At 39.3% G+C, this 19,080-nt stretch carries 16 protein-coding genes; 10 read left to right on the forward strand and 6 right to left on the reverse strand.

Translation table 11 applies throughout. From position 1 onward, the window contains the following. Positions 1–7: 7 nt before the first annotated feature. On the reverse strand, positions 8–1,093 hold the full coding sequence (locus IM793_RS08585; RefSeq protein WP_193420592.1) for an Ldh family oxidoreductase: 1,086 nt from the start codon (positions 1,091–1,093) through the stop codon (positions 8–10). A gap of 85 nt (positions 1,094–1,178) precedes the next feature. Further along, positions 1,179–2,765: a bacillithiol biosynthesis cysteine-adding enzyme BshC gene (bshC, locus tag IM793_RS08590; protein WP_193420593.1), complete on the reverse strand. Its 1,587-nt coding sequence runs from the start codon at positions 2,763–2,765 to the stop codon at positions 1,179–1,181. Positions 2,766–3,121: 356 nt separating this feature from the next. On the opposite strand from bshC, the gene IM793_RS08595 reads away from it, so the two are divergent. Continuing rightward, complete coding sequence (locus IM793_RS08595) at positions 3,122–3,454, forward strand: hypothetical protein (protein WP_193420594.1); 333 nt, start codon at positions 3,122–3,124, stop codon at positions 3,452–3,454. Between the two features lie 96 nt (positions 3,455–3,550). On the opposite strand, the gene IM793_RS08600 is transcribed toward IM793_RS08595, so the two are convergent. The 3 genes from IM793_RS08600 to IM793_RS08610 all read right to left on the reverse strand — a co-directional run bounded on the left by IM793_RS08600 (position 3,551) and on the right by IM793_RS08610 (position 7,143). After that, on the reverse strand, positions 3,551–5,461 hold the full coding sequence (locus tag IM793_RS08600; RefSeq protein WP_193420595.1) for a DEAD/DEAH box helicase: 1,911 nt from the start codon (positions 5,459–5,461) through the stop codon (positions 3,551–3,553). A gap of 324 nt (positions 5,462–5,785) precedes the next feature. Beyond that, complete coding sequence (locus IM793_RS08605) at positions 5,786–6,640, reverse strand: alpha/beta hydrolase-fold protein (protein WP_193420596.1); 855 nt, start codon at positions 6,638–6,640, stop codon at positions 5,786–5,788. 35 nt (positions 6,641–6,675) lie between these two features. Continuing rightward, entirely contained in the window at positions 6,676–7,143 is a 468-nt protein-coding gene (locus IM793_RS08610; protein WP_121283633.1) for a DUF4293 domain-containing protein, read from the reverse strand. Between the two features lie 201 nt (positions 7,144–7,344). Here IM793_RS08610 and truA point away from each other — a divergent pair, with 201 nt between their 5' ends. The 5 genes from truA to rlmF all read left to right on the forward strand — a co-directional run bounded on the left by truA (position 7,345) and on the right by rlmF (position 13,939). After that, positions 7,345–8,097 carry a tRNA pseudouridine(38-40) synthase TruA gene (truA, locus tag IM793_RS08615; RefSeq protein ID WP_193420648.1) on the forward strand — a complete coding sequence of 251 codons (753 nt, stop codon included), beginning with the start codon at positions 7,345–7,347 and terminating at the stop codon, positions 8,095–8,097. Between the two features lie 138 nt (positions 8,098–8,235). Next, on the forward strand, positions 8,236–10,005 hold the full coding sequence (locus tag IM793_RS08620; protein WP_193420597.1) for an ABC transporter ATP-binding protein: 1,770 nt from the start codon (positions 8,236–8,238) through the stop codon (positions 10,003–10,005). A 243-nt stretch (positions 10,006–10,248) separates the two neighbouring features. Then, positions 10,249–11,274 (forward strand): isoaspartyl peptidase/L-asparaginase family protein, encoded by a 1,026-nt coding sequence (locus IM793_RS08625; protein WP_193420598.1) that lies wholly within the window; start codon positions 10,249–10,251, stop codon positions 11,272–11,274. A 65-nt stretch (positions 11,275–11,339) separates the two neighbouring features. After that, positions 11,340–12,626, forward strand: a complete 1,287-nt coding sequence (gene dctA / locus IM793_RS08630; RefSeq protein WP_193420599.1) for a C4-dicarboxylate transporter DctA — start codon at positions 11,340–11,342, stop codon at positions 12,624–12,626. Between the two features lie 296 nt (positions 12,627–12,922). Beyond that, positions 12,923–13,939 (forward strand): 23S rRNA (adenine(1618)-N(6))-methyltransferase RlmF, encoded by a 1,017-nt coding sequence (gene rlmF, locus IM793_RS08635; RefSeq protein ID WP_193420600.1) that lies wholly within the window; start codon positions 12,923–12,925, stop codon positions 13,937–13,939. A gap of 302 nt (positions 13,940–14,241) precedes the next feature. On the opposite strand, the gene IM793_RS08640 is transcribed toward rlmF, so the two are convergent. Beyond that, positions 14,242–14,667, reverse strand: a complete 426-nt coding sequence (locus IM793_RS08640; protein ID WP_227256185.1) for a cupin domain-containing protein — start codon at positions 14,665–14,667, stop codon at positions 14,242–14,244. 702 nt (positions 14,668–15,369) lie between these two features. Between IM793_RS08640 and sucD the strand changes: the two genes are divergently transcribed. From sucD to IM793_RS08660, 4 genes are all read left to right on the forward strand, one after another. Next, positions 15,370–16,242: a succinate--CoA ligase subunit alpha gene (gene sucD / locus IM793_RS08645; RefSeq protein WP_132400548.1), complete on the forward strand. Its 873-nt coding sequence runs from the start codon at positions 15,370–15,372 to the stop codon at positions 16,240–16,242. A gap of 354 nt (positions 16,243–16,596) precedes the next feature. Then, positions 16,597–17,100, forward strand: coding sequence for a methionine-R-sulfoxide reductase (locus IM793_RS08650; RefSeq protein ID WP_193420601.1), 504 nt, complete (start codon positions 16,597–16,599; stop codon positions 17,098–17,100). 144 nt (positions 17,101–17,244) lie between these two features. After that, on the forward strand, positions 17,245–17,625 hold the full coding sequence (locus IM793_RS08655) for a septal ring lytic transglycosylase RlpA family protein (RefSeq protein ID WP_121283623.1): 381 nt from the start codon (positions 17,245–17,247) through the stop codon (positions 17,623–17,625). 452 nt (positions 17,626–18,077) lie between these two features. Next, entirely contained in the window at positions 18,078–19,049 is a 972-nt protein-coding gene (locus IM793_RS08660; RefSeq protein WP_132400557.1) for a ribonucleoside-diphosphate reductase small subunit, read from the forward strand. The last annotated feature ends 31 nt before the right edge of the window (positions 19,050–19,080 follow it).

Genomic DNA, 19,080 nt, shown 5'->3' on the forward strand with positions numbered 1-19,080 from the left:
AAAGGAGCTATTTTAATTCTTCTATACCCAATTTCACAGCAAGTTCATTCAGATCCTTTACCACCACATCAATGATCGGAATACCACTGATTTTTCTTTCCTGTTCAAATTCATGCTCCGGTTCGCCCGGGATGATTACCTTTTTATCAGGATCTATTGTTTTTGCACTTTTAAAGCGATCTACCCAGTTATCTAAATGGTCTTTAAAGTCTGCGGCTGGTCTGAAACCATCTACGCGCATAGCGCCTAAAAAGTGGCCAAGTCCTTCGCCAACCGGATTTGCCGATGGCTCTAAAAAAGCCACAAAAGGCGGCACCCAAGGGCCGTAATTTGCGCCGGATAACACTGCCGATAAAATGTCGACAGTAGCACTTAACCCATAACCTTTATGGCTACCATGATCTTTATCGCTTCCCAAAGGCAAAAGCGAACCGCCGTTTTTTAATTCGTTAGGGTCTGTAGAGTTTTCGCCGCTTTTATCCTGAACCCAGCCATCAGGAATGCTTTTATTGGCACGTTGAGCAATTTCTAATTTACCATTAGCTGCGGCCGCTGTAGCCATATCTACAATTACCGGTGGATATTTTCCTGCCGGGAAAGCATAACACATGGGATTGGTACCCAATAAACGTTCATTGGCATAAGTAGGTGCAACCAAGGGGCTGGCATTGGTCATACTGATGCCGATCATATCCTTTTCAACCGCCATCAAAGCATGGTAACCGGCAATTCCAAAATGATTGGAGTTTTTAACTGAAACCCATCCGCTACCATATTTTTCAGCTTTTTCGATAGCAACTTTCATAGCGAATGGTGCAACCACCAAACCTAAACCTGCATCACCATCAATGGTGGCAGTGGTTGGTGTTTCGTGTACGATTTTGATATCAGGCGTGGCGTTGATCCTTTTCTTTTCCCAAAGACGAACGTACCCACTTAATCGTGCAACACCGTGCGAATCGATTCCCCGCAAATCTGATCGGATTAACACATCGGTTGCTAAATCGGCATGCTCATCAGAACAGCCCATTTTTTTAAAAACATTATAAGTAAAAGCCCTAAGGTTGGTTTCGGTAAAAGTAATGAAGTTCATTTTGTTAGTATCAAGTAGTAAGTATCGAGATTGGGCGCTTTGGGGTATCGGCTTCCGACTCCGGACTCCCGACTTCGGACTAGTATTACGGTAATAAAACAGTGAAATCGCCACCCAATGGTTCAAAGTTTTCTATGCAGGATGAAAGAAAATCTTCTCCGTAATTAACATACATGGGCGCTATATTTAAAGTACGCTCCTGTAAACTTCCATTAGGGAAAAGCCTTTTTTTGACATTATCAATTTGTAATAACGCCATCTCATGTTTCCGTTTTTCTGCCCTGAAAAGTTTTTTTTCAAGGTTGGCCAATAAGTGATTGGCCCGCTGTTTTGCCGTATCAGTTGATACAGAAAGCGTTTTGTCTATTTTATAGGCATTTAGCTTAATCTGATCGAAAATGCTGTTAATGGCTCTTGTTTCGTCAGCTAAACTCAATTGAGCGGTCGTATTCCGTTTTACCCAAATGTTTTTTAGTTCTTCAACCGGCAGGAAAATGTCTTCCAAAGAAAAACCTAGATGGTATAAATTCTGGGCACTGCGTTTATCTATCAGTAAAGCCGAATTACGCAATAGTAAAACCGGGAAATCGACCTTGTATAAATCGAAATTTGCTTTTAATTGCATCCAGTAAGCTACCTCTGCACCACCACCTATATAAGCGATATTAGGTAAAATAACCTCCTGGTACATTGGCCGCATCACTACATTCGGACTAAAACGTTCAGGATGCGATTCGATTTCAGCTTTTAGTGTTTCTTCTGTAAAACTGATATCGGTATGGTTTACAATATATTTTCCTTTTTCAAAGATCAAACGCTCTCGTAAATTATCTATAAGGTAAAAGAAATTAATGTCGCGACCGTTAACCTGGGTTTTATAGCCAAATTCTTCCAGGCTTTTCGAACTTTCGTCGATGTTTTTAGCGCTATTGTGTTGAATAATATCTTCAGTTATGATATTGGCAAATTGTTTTTTTAATCGCGCATCATCTGCATTCACGATCACCAGGCCATATTTCTCGAATAAATTGTTGACCAAAAACCTGGTGGCATCGGCTAAATTATCGTGCTGCAAATAGGCCTGTTCTACCAATTTGGCAATCCGTTTTCCGTTTTTGGAAATGCCTAAGTAACCCTTGTATGCCGTTACCGCAGCAGCAACGGTTTTGGTGCTTAATCTTCCGGTGGCACCGTTGGTCTGTTGTATCCAGCTGATGTTCTTTTCATCAACACTTACATGGTTAATTTCATCAAAATCGTGATCCTCTGTTGCCATCCAATAAACCGGAACAAAGTTTTTATCCGGATGGGCCATTTTTAACTCAATAGCTAAATTTATGGTCGTTACAATTTTATAAATAAAATAAAGCGGACCAGTAAATAAGTTTAACTGGTGACCAGTAGTTACAGTAAAAGTATTATCTAAGCCCAAAAGTTCGATATTTTTCGTAACCGATTTATTCGGTTGTAAATGCCGGTACTGATCTTGCAAAACCTGCACTAAGGTAGTCCGGTCTCCAGGGAAATTTCTATGCTCAATTGCGCTGGCTAAACCAGCCATATCAGGGCGGTAACTGTAAAAAGCTTTAAGCTGCTCTTCGTCGTTAATATAATCTAAAACCAATTTTGAAAATGAACCGGTTTCCTGATAGGAAATGTATTTTGCCTGCATAATGAGCGAAAGTAGTGCAATTTAAGGATAAATATAAAGCTACATAACTATTTTACAATTGTTAAATAATTAAAGATTGCTTTCCTTAATGCTAAATTTACAAAATAGACTTTTGTGTCAATATCTGCTTAAAAAAGATCTATTATTAAGAGATACCGCCTGTAATTCTGCAACTGTAAAATCCAGCCGTTTTTAAATTATCGTATTAATTTCTTTTTCAGATAATCAACTTTTATCCAGCTGAATGCATCATCCATAAAAGAAATTTATTTCAAAAAGAGTGTTTTCATAGTAGGGAGAAACGTTATTTTTTATAAATTTATGATGCGCATCGGTCATGAAATAATCTAAACACCTTGGAAAAAGTAACTTTATTTTACCTGGAAAAGCCTGATATTAAAATATCTATGGAGTTATATTTTAATGAGAACGATCAATTATACTTTGACGGATATGATATTGGTAAATCGGTAAAAGAAATATGGGGAGATTCTGATTATGAGTATTGCTATTCCATTGAATTGGAAGAAGTTGCTAAATTTTACGAAATATTCAATTTAGAGCAGGGTGACAGGTCTGGTTTGCTACAAGCTTTGAAGCTTCAGTTTAGTGGAAATAAGGCTTATTCATTATTTGGCGAATTTATGGATGCTGAGAATATTAAGTATGATCGTTTTTCCTGGGCCTGACAGTAGTTTAAATTTACTAAACTGAATTTTAAACCGCATAAAAAAAACCGGCCTCGAATAAACAAGACCGGTTTGTAAAATATTTGGTTTAGTGATTTACCATTTTTTTCTGCGTTCACCGCTTCCGCCTTCACGACTTCCACCTTCTCTACGTCCGCTACCACCAGTGTTTCCACCTTTTTCGTCACGACTACGACCAGAGAAATCTCTGAAACCGCCACCGCTGTTTCCGCCTTCACGTCTTCCGCTACCGCCAGATTTTCTATCACCTCCGCCACGGTAACCACCGCCACCACCGCTTCTGCGTTCTCCTCCGAAACCGCCGCCGCCGCTACGTCTTTCACCGCCACCGCGTCTTTCGCCAGCGCCTTCACCACGACCACCATCTCCGCTTTTCTCGATACGTACCTGACGACCGTTAAACTCAACAGATTTAAAACCTTCAAATACGGTATCAGCAACAGCATCTTCCACTTCAAAGAAAGAGAAAACACCTTTTAAATCAATTTTACCAACGCTTTTGCCACCAATTTTACCATTGTTACAGATAAAAGATAACATATCGCCGCGGGTAAATTCATCTACTGAACCTAAGTTGATAAATAAACGAGTGTAACCTTCGCTACCACGTCCGCGTCTTTCGCCACGCTCACCTCTTTCGCCACGATCGTCACCAACCGCTGCATTTAAATCAGGTGCTTTAGAATAGTAATCTAAGAAACGGTTAAATTCTAATGAAGCAAAACGTTTGATTACATCCTCTTTAGATAAATCTTTAAATTCATCCATTATACGAGGAATGTATTGATCAATTTGCTCTACATTAACCTCTACGTTATGTACTTTATGTACCAAAGAGAATAATTGTTTTTCACAAACGTCAAATCCTGTAGGTAACTCAGCTTTGGTAAATTGTTTACCAATGATGCGTTCCAGCTGACGGATTTTTCCAACTTCTTTAGAGTTGATGATACAGATAGAGATACCAGTTTTACCAGCACGGCCGGTACGACCAGAACGGTGGGTATAACTTTCAATTTCATCAGGTAAAGAGTAGTTAACTACGTGTGTTACGTTGTTAACGTCGATACCACGTGCAGCAACATCAGTAGCAATTAACAACTGCATGTTACGTTCGCGGAAACGTTGCATTACCTTATCACGTTGTTGTTGCGATAAATCGCCGTGTAAAGCATCAGCATTGTAGCCATCTTTAATTAAATGCTCTGCAACATCTTGTGTATCCAATTTGGTTTTACAAAATACTACGGCAAAAATTTCAGGGTTGAAATCTACAATACGTTTTAAGGCAGCATATTTATCGCGTGCACGAACAATGTAATATTCGTGTTCGATGTTTACGTTACCTGTATTTTTTGTGCCCATGGTTAATTCAACAGGATTATCCATATAGTTTTTAGCTATACGGCGAACTTCTGCAGGCATGGTAGCCGAGAATAACCAGGTTTTTTTGTCATCAGGAGTAGTTGATAAAATGTCGTTAATGTCGTCCTGGAAACCCATGTTCAACATCTCGTCAGCTTCATCAAGCACAACATATTTAACGTTTGAAAAATCAATCGCCTTACGGCCAATGATATCCAACATACGGCCGGGCGTGGCCACTACGATCTGAATTCCCTGACGGATTTCGCGTAGTTGTTGCATAATGTTCGCGCCACCGTAAACGGCAACAACGTGGGCATTAGCAATGTTTTTAGAAAAGTTTTTAAGGTCGTTAGCGATTTGCAAGCATAACTCACGGGTAGGGCATAAAATCAATGCCTGTGGTTTGTTAACTTTAAAATCGATTAGTTCTAACAGCGGCAAACCAAATGCGGCTGTTTTTCCTGTTCCTGTTTGGGCCAAACCAACAAAATCATTAGTGCCTTCTAACAGTACAGGAATACTTTGCTCCTGAATAGGTGTTGGAGTTTCAAATCCAAGATCCTTTACGGCATTAACGACGTCATCACTTATCCCCAATAATTGAAATGGGTTTGTCATTCGTCTTTTTATTTTTAATTGAGCCGCAAAGGTAAGGTTAATATTTCGTATTTTACAGATAATCAAGTAAATAGTTTTTTAAGCTAAATATTTGAAAATAAGGAAGTAAGAGGGGATGTGAAATGGATGATGGAAAATGACGGATGGAGGAGGTTTAAATGGAGGTCGTGATTGCGATAGGGATGTGTGTTTTTTACTTGGAAAGCAGTTGAAGTGGTCTTAGGTTGCATTAGTCCCGTTTTCTGTTTCAATCTTTTTCAAACCTTTCAGGTTTATCAAAAGGATTTTCACTCCAACCGGGTTTAGGTGGCGGGGCAATAGCAACTATTTGCGTTTGTTTTTGAATAACCACTTGGGTAACTCGTCGGTTAATATTGCGGGAGCAAAAATATCGTTATGGGCCAGATTGTCGAATTCCCAAAACCTGGTTTTGTTTTTATAGCTTACCTCTTCAAAGAATTGCTTGTCGCTATTGAAAGGGTTTTCGGTGTCTATATTGCCATGGATCAGCCAGATTGGAATGTTTGCAAGTACATTTACCTGGTTAAATTGAGGTATGCCAGAAATACTGACCCCTGCGGCAAATACATCTGGTTTTAATGCTAAAGCATTAATCACCGAAGATGCACCCATCGAAAAACCGATGAGGTAAATTCTTTTCTCATCAATGTTTAAAGTGTTTTTTAAGCTGTCGATCAGCTGTAAGGCAGTTGTTAAACAGGGTTGTGGTACCGAAGTCAATACATTTCTGCTTCGATCTAAAACATAATTCGACGAACGTGAAGGGAATTGTGGTGCTAAAATAAAAGCAGGATATTTCGCCTGTATTTCGTCGCTTGCAAATAGTTTTGCCAAAATACCCAACTGACTGGTATTATCATTTCCAACTGCGTTTGATCCATGAAATACAATCACCAATGGAAGTTTGCTCTTAGTGTGATTGGGTTTTAATAACCGGTATACAATTGCTGTATCGGCAGTGCCTTTGAATGATGCTTTCGTAAAAACATCGGTATTTAAACCTTTGATATCTGTTATTCTCTGCTTAAGATAGAGTGAATCGGCACTTTTATCGATTTTGGTTTTTCCGAAAGTGTTAATACGCTTGCTGCAAGATAAGATTCCGCAAATCAAAACCAACGAAAAAGCATAAACGGCATGATTTAACTTAATTTGCATGGTCGGTAGCTGATTTTTCTGCTGAAATTAAAGAATTATCGCAATCTTTCTGCCGAGCGGATTAATCTTTCATCTTTATTGATGCCGAAAATGCCCAATACTACAAATAAGATAGCTAGAGCAGGCAAGTAGGCGCCAACACCAAAACTTGCACCTTCAATACCCCCAGGTAATTTTTGGGCATAAACACTGCACCAGAAAGCAAAGCCGATAATTAATATGATCGAAACAATGGCGAAACGTTTCTGAAAGCTACGTTTTCTGAAGTTGAAAATATTTACAAAACAGATAATGGCAATGGCAATATTGGTAATTAACAGGGGTAAAAAGGAGAGTATTTTAAAAGGCGAACCTGCTTTTCCTGCAATAATCTGAAATAAACCGCTCGAATATACTGCTGATTCTGTTCCCGCTATTTCTTTGCTTGCAATGGGTAAAAACAACATTAAAATCAAGGTTAAAGCCGCTAAAAAAAACCAGATCGATTGTATTCTTTGTATCATGAATGTAAAATATATAGCAACAAATCTAGCCTTTTTTGAGAAAAGAAAGAAAGATTAAAGTTCCCAAATGGTAGTATAGCTTGATAAGCAGCATAATTTCCGGTATGAAAATAAAATTTGAGATGGAAACTAAACGCTCAACGCCAAACGCCCTACTCAACACTTTGCCCTTTGCGCGTTAAACTGTACTTTTGCATCGCTTTGAGTAAAAAAAGGTATTTCATCAAGATCGCTTACGATGGCAGCTTGTACCATGGCTGGCAAACACAACCTAATGCAATCACCGTTCAGGAATTGTTAGATAAGGCGATGTCTGTTTTTTTTAGGCAGCCTATCGAAACTTTGGGTTGCGGTAGAACCGACGCAGGTGTACATGCAACTGATTTTTATGCCCATTTTGATGTTGAAGGTGTAGAAGAGGCTAAGGTTTTAAGCGCAATAGCCGGTATTAATGCTATGCTGCCCTATCAAATCGCAGCAAAACAAATTATTCCGGTGCATGATGATGCCCATGCCCGCTTTGATGCAACCTCCCGCGCTTACAAATATTACATTCACTTTGAAAAAAATCCTTTCAAACTTAACCGGTCATGGTTGGTTAAAGATAAACTGGATGTTGATGCGATGAATGAGGCGGCGGTACTTTTATTAAATTATACCGATTTTTCGTGTTTTAGTAAGTCGAATACCCAAACTTTTACAAACAACTGTAAAATAACTAAAGCTGTTTTCGAACAACAGGAAGATGGACTGGTTTTTACCATTCAGGCCGATCGTTTCTTACGCAATATGGTAAGGGCAATTATGGGTACTTTAGTGCAGATCGGTAAAAAAGAAATAAATTTAACGGAGTTTAAAGCAATTATAGAAAGTAAAAATCGTAGCAATGCCGGTCAATCGGTGCCTGCCTGCGGTTTGTACTTAGTGAAGATAGAATACCCTTATATAGGGTAGAAGGCAGAAGGGATTAAGGTGGAGGGTGCAGCGACCGCCATAGAAAAAGTGAATTACAACAAAAAAGATAGTATAATTTAAAATTTTTAAGACGGTGCAAGGCCTTATACCCTAAACCTTACACCTTAAAGCATAAGCATGGCAGTTACAGGCGACGTATATAACACCGGATTACTGAAACGTATTTTTCAATACGTAAAGCCTTATCGTGCCGTTTTTGTATGGTCGGTTATTTTAACCATTTTGCTTGCTGCTATTTCTCCGGTACGTCCGTTTTTAATTAAGTATACCCTCGATCATTATATTTTAGCTGGCAATTATTCTGGTTTGGTAAATATGACCATGCTGATGATCTTTATGTTGATTTTACAGACTTTGATCCAGTATAACCATACGCTTTTAACCAATACACTAGGTCAGTCGGTTATCCGCGATCTTCGGATCAATGTTTTTAATCACATTACCAAACTCCGTCTAAAATTCTTCGATAAAACACCCATCGGACAATTAATTACCAGAACGGTTTCAGACCTGGAAACCATTGCAGATATCTTTTCTGAAGGTTTAATTTCCATGATCGGCGACAGTTTGCAGGTGGTGGTAATTGTATGCGTAATGTTATACACAGACTGGGAGTTGAGTTTAGTGGTGCTATTGCCCATCCCGTTGCTAATCATGGCTACCCGGAAATTCCAGAAAGCGATTAAAGTAGCCTTTCAGGAAATCAGGAATGAGGTATCGAACCTGAATACCTTTTTGCAGGAACACATTACAGGTGTTTCTATTGTGCAATATTTTGCTAGAGAGAAACAGGAGTACAGAAAATTTTACGCCATTAATAAGCGTTACCGCGATGCCAATATCCGTTCTAACTGGTATTACTCTATCTTTTTTCCGGTTGTTGAGTTAATTTCGGCTATGTCTTTAGGTTTGTTGGTATGGTATGGCGCTAAAAGCATTCTTTCCAAACCACTGGATGTAACGCCTGGAACCATTACACAGTTTATTATTTACCTGGGTATGGTATTTACACCAATCCGCCAACTGGCAGATAAGTTTAATACGCTGCAGATGGGAATGGTGGGCGCCGAACGTGTTTTTAAAGTTTTAGACACTGATGAAACCACGCCAAATACCGGAACGCAAAAGCCAGCTAAATTAGATGGAAATATCAAGTTCGAAAAAGTTTGGTTTGCCTATAACGACGAGAACTACGTACTGAAAGACCTTACATTCGAAGTGAAGGCCGGCGAAACCGTTGCTTTAGTTGGTGCAACCGGGGCAGGTAAATCTTCTACCATTAATATCCTGAACCGTTTTTATGAAGTGAAAAAGGGGGATATCACTGTAGATAACATTCATATTGAAGATTTTGAGTTGGATTATTTAAGAAGCAATATTGCCACTGTACTTCAGGATGTTTTTTTGTTTTCAGACACCATTTTAAATAATATTACACTAAATAATGCTGAAATTACCATCGAAGAAGTGGTAAATGCTGCCAAAAAAGTTGGTGCACATGATTTTATCGAACGTTTACCTGGTGGCTATCAGTATAATGTGATGGAAAGAGGTGCCACGCTCTCGGCTGGTCAGGCACAGTTAATTTCGTTTATCCGTGCACTGGTGCACAATCCTGCTATTTTGGTTTTAGATGAGGCTACCTCTTCAGTTGATACCGAAACCGAATTATTGATCCAGAAAGCCATTGATAATTTAATGGAAGGCAGAACTTCTATCGTAATCGCCCACCGTTTATCTACCATTCAAAAAGCCAATCAGATTATTGTGCTCGATAAAGGTGAGATTAAAGAAAAAGGCACGCATCAGCAGTTGTTAAAATTAAATGGTTACTATAAAAAGCTTTACGATCTGCAGTTCTCATCCAAAGGGATAGCTAAAGTTTAAACTCCACAAATTGCATAAGCGGTCGTCATCCTGAATTTATTTCAGGATCTTTCACGTAATAGAAGATGCTGATCACGTAGTAGCTACAAGACAATTAAAAATACTATTTCTACTTGTAAAACGAGTTCAGCATGACATGGTGGCACTGAAATATGCAATTTGCAGCAATCCCTGGCTAAAGTTTAAACGCATTTATTTTCAAGGATTTTCTTAATTTAACAACTTCTTAAACCCAATAGGAAGATGAAACGGTTAAAATTATTTGCCTTATTCTTGTTTTCGGCTTTAGCTTTGCAGGTTTCTGCACAGCAGAAAAAATACGTAATGGTGATTCATGGTGGTGCAGGCACTATTCTCAAAAGAAATATGAGTCCCGAAAAAGAGGCTGCTTATATTGCTGCCTTAACAAAAGCATTAAATGCGGGTTATGCAGAAATTAAAGCAGGCAAATCGAGCCTTGATGCTGTTGAAGCAACCATTCATGTTTTAGAAAACGACCCTCATTTTAATGCTGGTAAAGGTGCTGTTTTTACGCATGATGGCAGAAATGAACTTGATGCCGCAATAATGGATGGAAAAACCTTAATGGCAGGATCTGTTGCCGGCGTAACTACCATAAAAAATCCAATTTCTGCAGCCAGAGCCGTGATGGAAAAATCAGAACACGTAATGATGGTGGGATCAGGTGCCGATCAATTTGCAAAAGAAGCAGGGCTGGAAATTGTTGATCCTAAATATTTCTGGACTCAGGAACGTTGGGATGGCTTACAACAGGCAATTAAAGAAGATTCTACCAAAGCGGTGTTAGATCATGGAAGTAAGAAATCAGAGTTATTTGGAATTAAAAACCACGATTACAAATTCGGTACAGTTGGTTGTGTAGCGTTAGATAAAGCAGGCAACTTAGCTGCCGGAACTTCAACCGGAGGTATGACAAACAAAAAATACGGACGGGTGGGCGATGCACCGATCATTGGGGCAGGTACTTACTGCAATAATGAAACAGCAGGTATTTCCTGTACCGGTTGGGGCGAGTTTTATATCCGCAATGTGGTGGCCAAGACGATTTCCGATTTAATGGAATATAAGGGACTATCTGTTGCAGAGGCATCGAAAATTGCCTTAGATAAAGTAGGTAAAATGGGTGGCGATGGTGGTTTAATTGCATTAGATAAAAAAGGAAATATGACAATGCCCTTTAATACCGAGGGAATGTATAGAGGCGCAATTACTGCGGACGGGAAAATTGAAGTCAGTATTTATAAATAAAATTATTTTAAAATTACGCTGTTCAATATTCAATAGCAAGCCAAAACACCTAAAAAAAATAAAGGATGACATTTATAGAATTTTTAAAGAAAATATTCTCCAATTTAACCTTTCAGGTTTTAATTGCCATTATCATTGGGATAAGTGTTGGTACTTATTTTCCTGGTTTTGCGTCAACTGCTAAATTAATCAGTGAGGGTTTTATTAACCTGATTAGCATGTTAATTGCCCCGATTATATTCTTTACCATAGTTTTAGGAATCGCACATATGGGCGATATGAAAAAGGTAGGCCGGGTAGGTGGCAAAGCACTGTTATATTTCGAAGTTGTAAGCACAGTAGCGATTGCAATTGGTTTATTGGTCGCCAATGTTTTAAAGCCCGGTGCCGGAATGGTAGCCAAAGCTGGTGATGCCACAAAAATTACCGGTTATGCAGAACAGGCGAAGGATATGAATTGGGCCGAATTCTTCCTCCATATTATTCCACATAATGTGATTGCTGCTTTTGCTGAAGGAAACATTTTACAGATTTTGCTATTTGCCATTCTTTTTGGTTATGGTCTGAATAAATTGGGCGGAGAGGGAACAAGCGTTTTAAACGCCTTCGATAAAATATCGAAAGTACTCTTCAAAATCATGAAGGTGATTATGCGTTTAGCGCCAATTGGGGCTTTCGGAGGGATGGCTTTCAGTATTGGTACGCATGGTTTGGAAAGTATAGTGGGCATGGCAAAGCTAATGGGCTCAGTTTATTTGACCTGTATCCTTTTTATTTTTATCGTTTTAAACGGAATCTGCAGGTACTATAAATTTAGTCTTTGGCAATACCTGAAATATATCCGACAGGAAATTTTAATCGTGCTGGGTACTTCTTCTTCCGAATCGGCCCTGCCGAGCATGATGCAGAAAATGGAAGCCCTCGGTTGCGATAAATCGGTTGTTGGTTTGGTTATTCCTACCGGCTATTCTTTTAATCTTGATGGAACTGCAATTTATCTGGCCATGGCTGTTATATTTCTTTGTCAGGTTTTTCATGTCGATTTATCCTTAGGGCAGCAGATTACCGTTTTAGGTGTGCTCATGGTTACTTCTAAAGGTGCCGCAGGCGTAACCGGAAGTGGTTTTATCGTTTTGGTATCAACTTTAACTGCTTTGAAAATTATGCCGATAGAACATATTTCCATATTAATCGGTTTAGATCGTTTTATGAGCGAGGCCAGGGCCATTACCAACGTAATCGGAAACGGAGTAGCTACCATCGTAATTGCTAAGAGCGAAAACCAGTTTGACCAGGAGAAATATTTGAAAGCGATTCAACCTGCAACGATAGAAAAAGCAGAGGAAGTTTAGTTTGGGGTCGAGCGTTTGGCGTAAGGTGTTCAGGGAGTCGAAAGCAAATGGTTAGTTTGGAGTTATCCTCGAAGCGTCACCTGATCCGATAGCTATCGGATTCATTTCAGGGTCTTAATAGCAGGAAAGTGCTGAACTAAATTCAGCATGACGATTCTCTTGATCTCTTGTAATTAAAGCCATGTTTTTAGGTGCATTAGAACCTCTTCTGTCCTCAACCTTCACGCCTTCAACCTTTTTTATGTATCTTTGTAGCAGAAACATGCACACAGCTTGTTTAATTAATCCATAGCACATTGGCTCAAGAAGAACAAAATAACCGCAAAGAAAAAAGCGAGTTACACCCACGCAACAAACACCGTTCGCGTTACAATTTCAAACAACTTATTGCAACTTCAAAAGAATTAAGACGTTTCGTTTTTAAAAATGAACATAACGACGATTCTATCGATTTTGCAGATCAAAATGCCGTTAAAGCACTAAATAGGGCTTTGTTGAAATATTTTTATGATATCCAGCAATGGGATATTCCTCAGGATTTCCTTTGTCCGCCTATTCCGGGCAGGGCAGATTATATCCATTATGTAGCCGATCTTTTGGGGTCGAGTAATAAAGGAAAAAATCCAAAAGGCGCTAAAATTAATGTACTCGATATCGGCGTTGGTGCCAACTGTATTTACCCGATTATCGGTCACCAGGAATATGGCTGGAGCTTTGTAGGTTCAGAAATAGATCCACTTTCAGTTGATTCGGCAAGACGTATTATCGAAGCCAATAAACCCCTGCAGGGAGCTGTAGAAATTCGTCAGCAATCATCAAAACTGGGTATTTTCAGAGGGATTGTGGGTAGAACAGAGCGTTTCGATGCCGTGGTTTGTAATCCGCCGTTTCATTCTTCACTAAAAGAAGCCGAGCAAGGTACCCGTCAGAAATGGCGTAACCTGGGTGGTAACGAAAAAGAAGTAAAACATGTGTTAAACTTTGGAGGGAATAAGGCCGAACTTTGGTGCCCTGGTGGTGAGCGTGCTTTTGTAGAGCAGATGATTATTCAGAGCGAGCAGATCAAAAATCAGGTGTTATGGTTTACATCATTGGTGTCAAAAAGTGCCAATTTGAAAAGTATCTATAGCACATTGGTTAAAGCAAATGCTTTTGAAGTAACCACTGTTCAAATGAGCCAGGGGCAAAAAATAAGCCGCTTTGTAGCCTGGACTTTCCATGATGAAGTTGCACAGGCGGAGTGGGTAAAAGGATGGAAAACTGAAACTAAACCAAAAACAGATAAGCCCAAAGCTGAAGGCAAAAGTCTTTAGTTTGATAAATAGTAAAAGCAAAGCCGGATTAATGTTAAAGTTGGTCCGGCTTTTCGTTTGTATCTTTTTTTGGGATTGTTTCTGGATACTTCGTTAGTCGGGATTTGTAATCCCGATTCAAGAGCTAAGGATTTGCAATCCTTTAGATAAAGCCAGCAATTGCTATTTTTTGAGGACAGATTTAGTAAACATACACACAATAAGCAACTACCTACTGGAACTATAAAACGGCCTGGTATAGAACTCTGCCAACTGAGAATTGTAAACCAATCTTCTCTTAATCCTGCTTTTACCGAATATCATCATTTCTTTTCATAAACAATCAGAATAGTCAAATCATTACCTGCATTTGGGGCAATACCATGCGAACTGCCCGGACGGGTTAAAATGGCATCACCAGGTTTAACCGCAAAGGTTTTTCCGTTCATCTGCATGGTTCCGTTTCCACTGATCACATAATAAATCTCATCTTCCTTCTGCAAATGGTAACCAATGGAAGAGCCTGGCTTCAGAATCCTTTTGCGGAATGCTGTTTTGAGGCTTTTCGCCTCCCCGAAAAAGTTAAAGCCGATGGTTTTACCTCCACCATTATGTGTTCCTGGTTCTTCTTTGGCTACTTCAACATCGTTTTGGAGGATATATTTAGTGGTATCGCCATTTTGTGCAGATGCTTTAAACGAAATGAAGGTTGCAGTAATAACGATTAAAATTAATATGGATTTTCTCATCTTTATATTATTTAGCTTTTTGCTTCGGTCTTTAGTCTTTCCGCTTCAAAAGTAAATTTAGGCGTTTTGCATGGATGTTGCCACAGGAACCAGCACTTTGTTACTAAACGCGATCGCAGTGGTTCCTCCCGATTTTACATCGGGATTCATCGGAAAGAACGGGGAGCGGGAGTGCAGCCCTCCAAAAGCGCAGAACTGCTCATTTCCTAATCCTAATGTTAATGTTTTGATTTGAAAACGAACGTTTTGTAGTGCTTAGGACAGGTTCTGTCCCGCCATCCACTATAGCTCCTATAGAAAAATCGGAGGCTGCCGTTCCTGTCGGGTTTATACCGAAAGGCTTGCACCTGGTATAGCGCTAAAAGGTATTGATTGCTTAAATCTAAACCCTTGCTAGCAAGCAGTTAATGGAGATGGAATGCTTTTAGTCGCAGCAACCCTGAATTTGCTGTCATGCTGAGGTACGAAGCATCTGTTTCATCGGCTGCAGATGCTTCGTACCTCAGCATGACAGTGGTTAATTCTCGCCTCGTACTTTTAACTTTAGTCTCTCCGCTTTAGTCTTTAGTCTTTCCGCTTTGGTCTTTCTTCACTAAAGTAACGTTTCCTTACATTTTCCTGAAAAAACGGACTAAATAATATGGTTTTAGATTTGAATTCCAGTTCAATAATATTAGCTTTGCACAAAAAAAATATTGATACATGAGCGTTTTAGTAAATAAAGATTCTAAGGTTATCGTTCAGGGTTTTACCGGAAACGAAGGAACTTACCACGCTGAGCAGATGCTGGCCTATGGTACAAACGTAGTTGGTGGTGTAACGCCTGGCAAAGGTGGGCAATTGCATTTAGATAAGCCTGTTTTTAATACTGTTAAAGATGCCGTTGATCAAACGGGTGCAAATGTATCTATTATTTTTGTGCCACCAGCTTTTGCTGCTGATGCAATTATGGAAGCTGCCGAAGGTGGTATTAAAGTTATTGTTTGTATTACTGAAGGTATCCCAACTAAGGATATGATTCAGGTTAAAGAATATATTGCTGATCGCGATGTTACGCTTATCGGCCCTAACTGCCCGGGTGTAATTACTGCTGATGAAGCTAAAATTGGTATCATGCCAGGTTTTATCTTCAAAAAAGGTCATGTAGGTGTGGTTTCTAAATCGGGAACTTTAACTTATGAGGCGGTAGATCAGGTTGTTAAAGCTGGTTTAGGTATTACAACAGCTATCGGTATCGGTGGTGACCCAATTATTGGAACACCAACTGTAGAAGCAGTTAAATTATTAATGAACGATCCTGAAACTCACGGTATCATCATGATTGGTGAAATTGGTGGTGGAATGGAAGCAGAAGCTGCCCGTTGGATCAAAGAACATGGTACTAAACCAGTTGTTGGTTTCATCGCTGGTCAAACTGCGCCTCCAGGACGTAGAATGGGCCACGCTGGTGCTATTGTTGGTGGTGCTGATGATACTGCAGCTGCTAAAATGAAAATCATGCGCGAGTGTGGTATTCGTGTAGTAGAAAGTCCTGCTGAAATCGGCGCTGCAATGGCAGAAGAATTAGCAAAATAAGATTTAAAAATCTCGTTATAGAAAAGCGTTTCGATTAAGTTCGGAACGCTTTTTTTGTTTTTTTTACCGCAAAGTTTGCGAAGAATACGTTCGACCACTAAGGCGCAAAGCACACCAAGTTTGGCTTTATTCTTGTTTTTTGTTTTCGTTTCGTCATTCCTGCGCAGGCAGGAATCTTAATGCCTTTGGTTAAGCTTAAATTTGGGTTTAAACCACTTCACTTTGTATTCTTCTCCTCCAGGAGAGGAACAGCACAAAAGGCAATACTCGTCAAACTTTGTCAGGGTGAGGTAAACACTACTCCATTCTCTCAAACCAGCAAACCAAAACAAAATCTATAGCGTATATTGAGGTATGAAAACGATGTTAAATAAACTATTTTTGCTTTCTGCTGTTGTTTTAATAACAGGTCTTTCTGCTTGTGCCCAAAAGCAAGATAAGAAAGCTGTAAAACAATCCACGGAAACAGAACAAATCATACCAAAGAAAAAAATGAACTGGAATCCACTAACACCCGAAGAAGAAAGAGTAATTGTAAATAAAGGTACAGAATATCCTGGTACAGGTAAATACGAGCATACAACAGATAAAGGAACTTACACTTGTAAACGTTGTAATGCGGCCTTATATCGTTCAGAAAGTAAGTTCGATGCACATTGTGGATGGCCTGCTTTCGATGATGAAATTAAAGGTGCTGTAAAGCGTATTCCTGATGCTGATGGTTCCCGTACAGAAATAGTTTGTGCCAATTGCGGCGCGCATCTTGGTCACGTATTTTTAGGCGAAGGATTTACCAATAAAGACACCCGTCATTGTGTAAATTCCATCTCGATGAATTTCGTGCCGGATCAAAAATAAGGTTGATGTAGGAGGGTTAGGTAGAGGCGTACGGCGATAAGCTGTACGCCTTTTTTGATGCACAAAACCAGGCTGTTTTTCCACAAATTATTGATTATAAACTAAATGCTTATATTTGCAGGCTCGATAAAGAAAATTTAGCCTATGAAGTATCTGCTGTTATTAAGTTTTTGTTTCCTGTTTTTACAAGGTAAAGCACAAGATTCTGGTTCATCAAATGAACCGGATAGTATCAAAAAAACAGTTCTCGCTACTTATTATCACAGAAAATTTGAAGGCCGCCGCACCACCAGCGGCGCCAAATACCGGGCAAAAAAACTAACGGCTGCCCATCGCACCCTACCATTCGGAACCATGATTACAGTAACCAATCCTGATAACGGAAAATCAGTAGTAGTAAAGGTAAATGACCGTGGTCCTTTCTCGAAAAGATTGGCCATAGATTTGTCTGAACGTGCTGCCAAACAGATTGGTATCTATCGCAAAGGTATAGCGAAAGTAAGCCTCAGTTATACAGTTGAGTAATACTCCTTTTAGCTCTTTTTAGGGCTTAAAATACCCCTCAAATTTAAGTTATTAACACTCATTTTGGTTTGCTAAACCCTTGAAAAGAAACGATTAGCTTTTTTTTCGCTTGAAAATGATATTTGGCTGATCGTTTTTCCCCAGCAATTGGGTGGGGTGTTAACAACTTTGGTACACTAAAAAGGGCTGCCGTATATATATTTGTTACAACAAAGTTCTTTAACTTCTTGCGCTTGAAAACAAATATAAAAGCTTAGTTTTTAGTAATTTAGACGTATATCACTCTGGTTGAAATTTTAAATTTTCCTAACTAAAATCTCAGTTGTTTGTCAGGCAATAGGGTTAGCACTTTCACAACAGCGTTTTGATAAAAGACATTACAATCATCATATAAAATTGATGAATGCGTGTCTTTGTCGGCTCTGTTAAAATAGAATTAAAAATATCAGCGTATGGAACAGGAATTATTACTACAAGAAAACAAAGACAGATTTGTGCTTTTGCCAATTAAGTATCCGGCAATCTGGGAAATGTATAAAAAGACCGAAGCTAGTTTTTGGACGGCAGAAGAGATTGATCTTTCTGACGACCAGAAACACTGGGACAATTTAAATGATGGCGAAAGACATTTCATTTCGCACATCCTTGCTTTCTTTTCTGCTAGTGATGGTATCGTGAACGAAAATCTTGCTGTAAACTTCATGAGCGAGGTTCAACTGCCGGAAGCACGTTGTTTTTATGGTTTCCAGATTATGATGGAAAACATTCATGCTGAAACCTACGCCCTGTTAATCGATACTTATATTAAAGATCCTGAAGAAAAAGACCGTTTATTCCATGCTATTGATACTGTTCCTGCAGTAAAAAGAAAAGCAGAATGGGCTTTACGCTGGATTGAAAACGGAACTTTTGCCGAACGTTTAGTGGCATTTGCTGCAGTTGAAGGTATTTTCTTCAGCGGAAGTTTCTGCTCTATCTTCTGGTTAAAAAAACGTGGCTTAATGCCGGGATTAACTTTCAGTAATGAGTTGATCTCGAGAGACGAAGGCTCTCACTGCGAATTTGCTTGTTTATTGTACAGCATGTTGAGCAATAAATTGAGCGAAGAAGCAGTTCATGGTATCATTAGCGATGCGGTAGAAATTGAAAAAGAATTTATTACTGATGCATTGCCAGTTGCTTTAATTGGGATGAATGCAAAATTAATGAGCCAGTATATTGAATTTGTGGCCGACAGATGGTTACAGGAACTGGGTTACAAAAAAATCTACCATGCAACCAATCCATTCGATTTTATGGAAATGATTTCATTACAGGGTAAAACCAACTTCTTCGAGAAACGTGTAGGCGATTATCAGAAAAGCGGTGTATTAACCTCTGCTGATAATAACAAACAGGCGTTTTCTTTAGATGAAGACTTCTAAGGAGGAAGGCTAAAAGGTAGAAGGCAGAAGT

This window comes from Pedobacter sp. MR2016-19, assembly GCF_014947265.1.
In the GTDB taxonomy this organism is placed as follows: domain Bacteria; phylum Bacteroidota; class Bacteroidia; order Sphingobacteriales; family Sphingobacteriaceae; genus Pedobacter.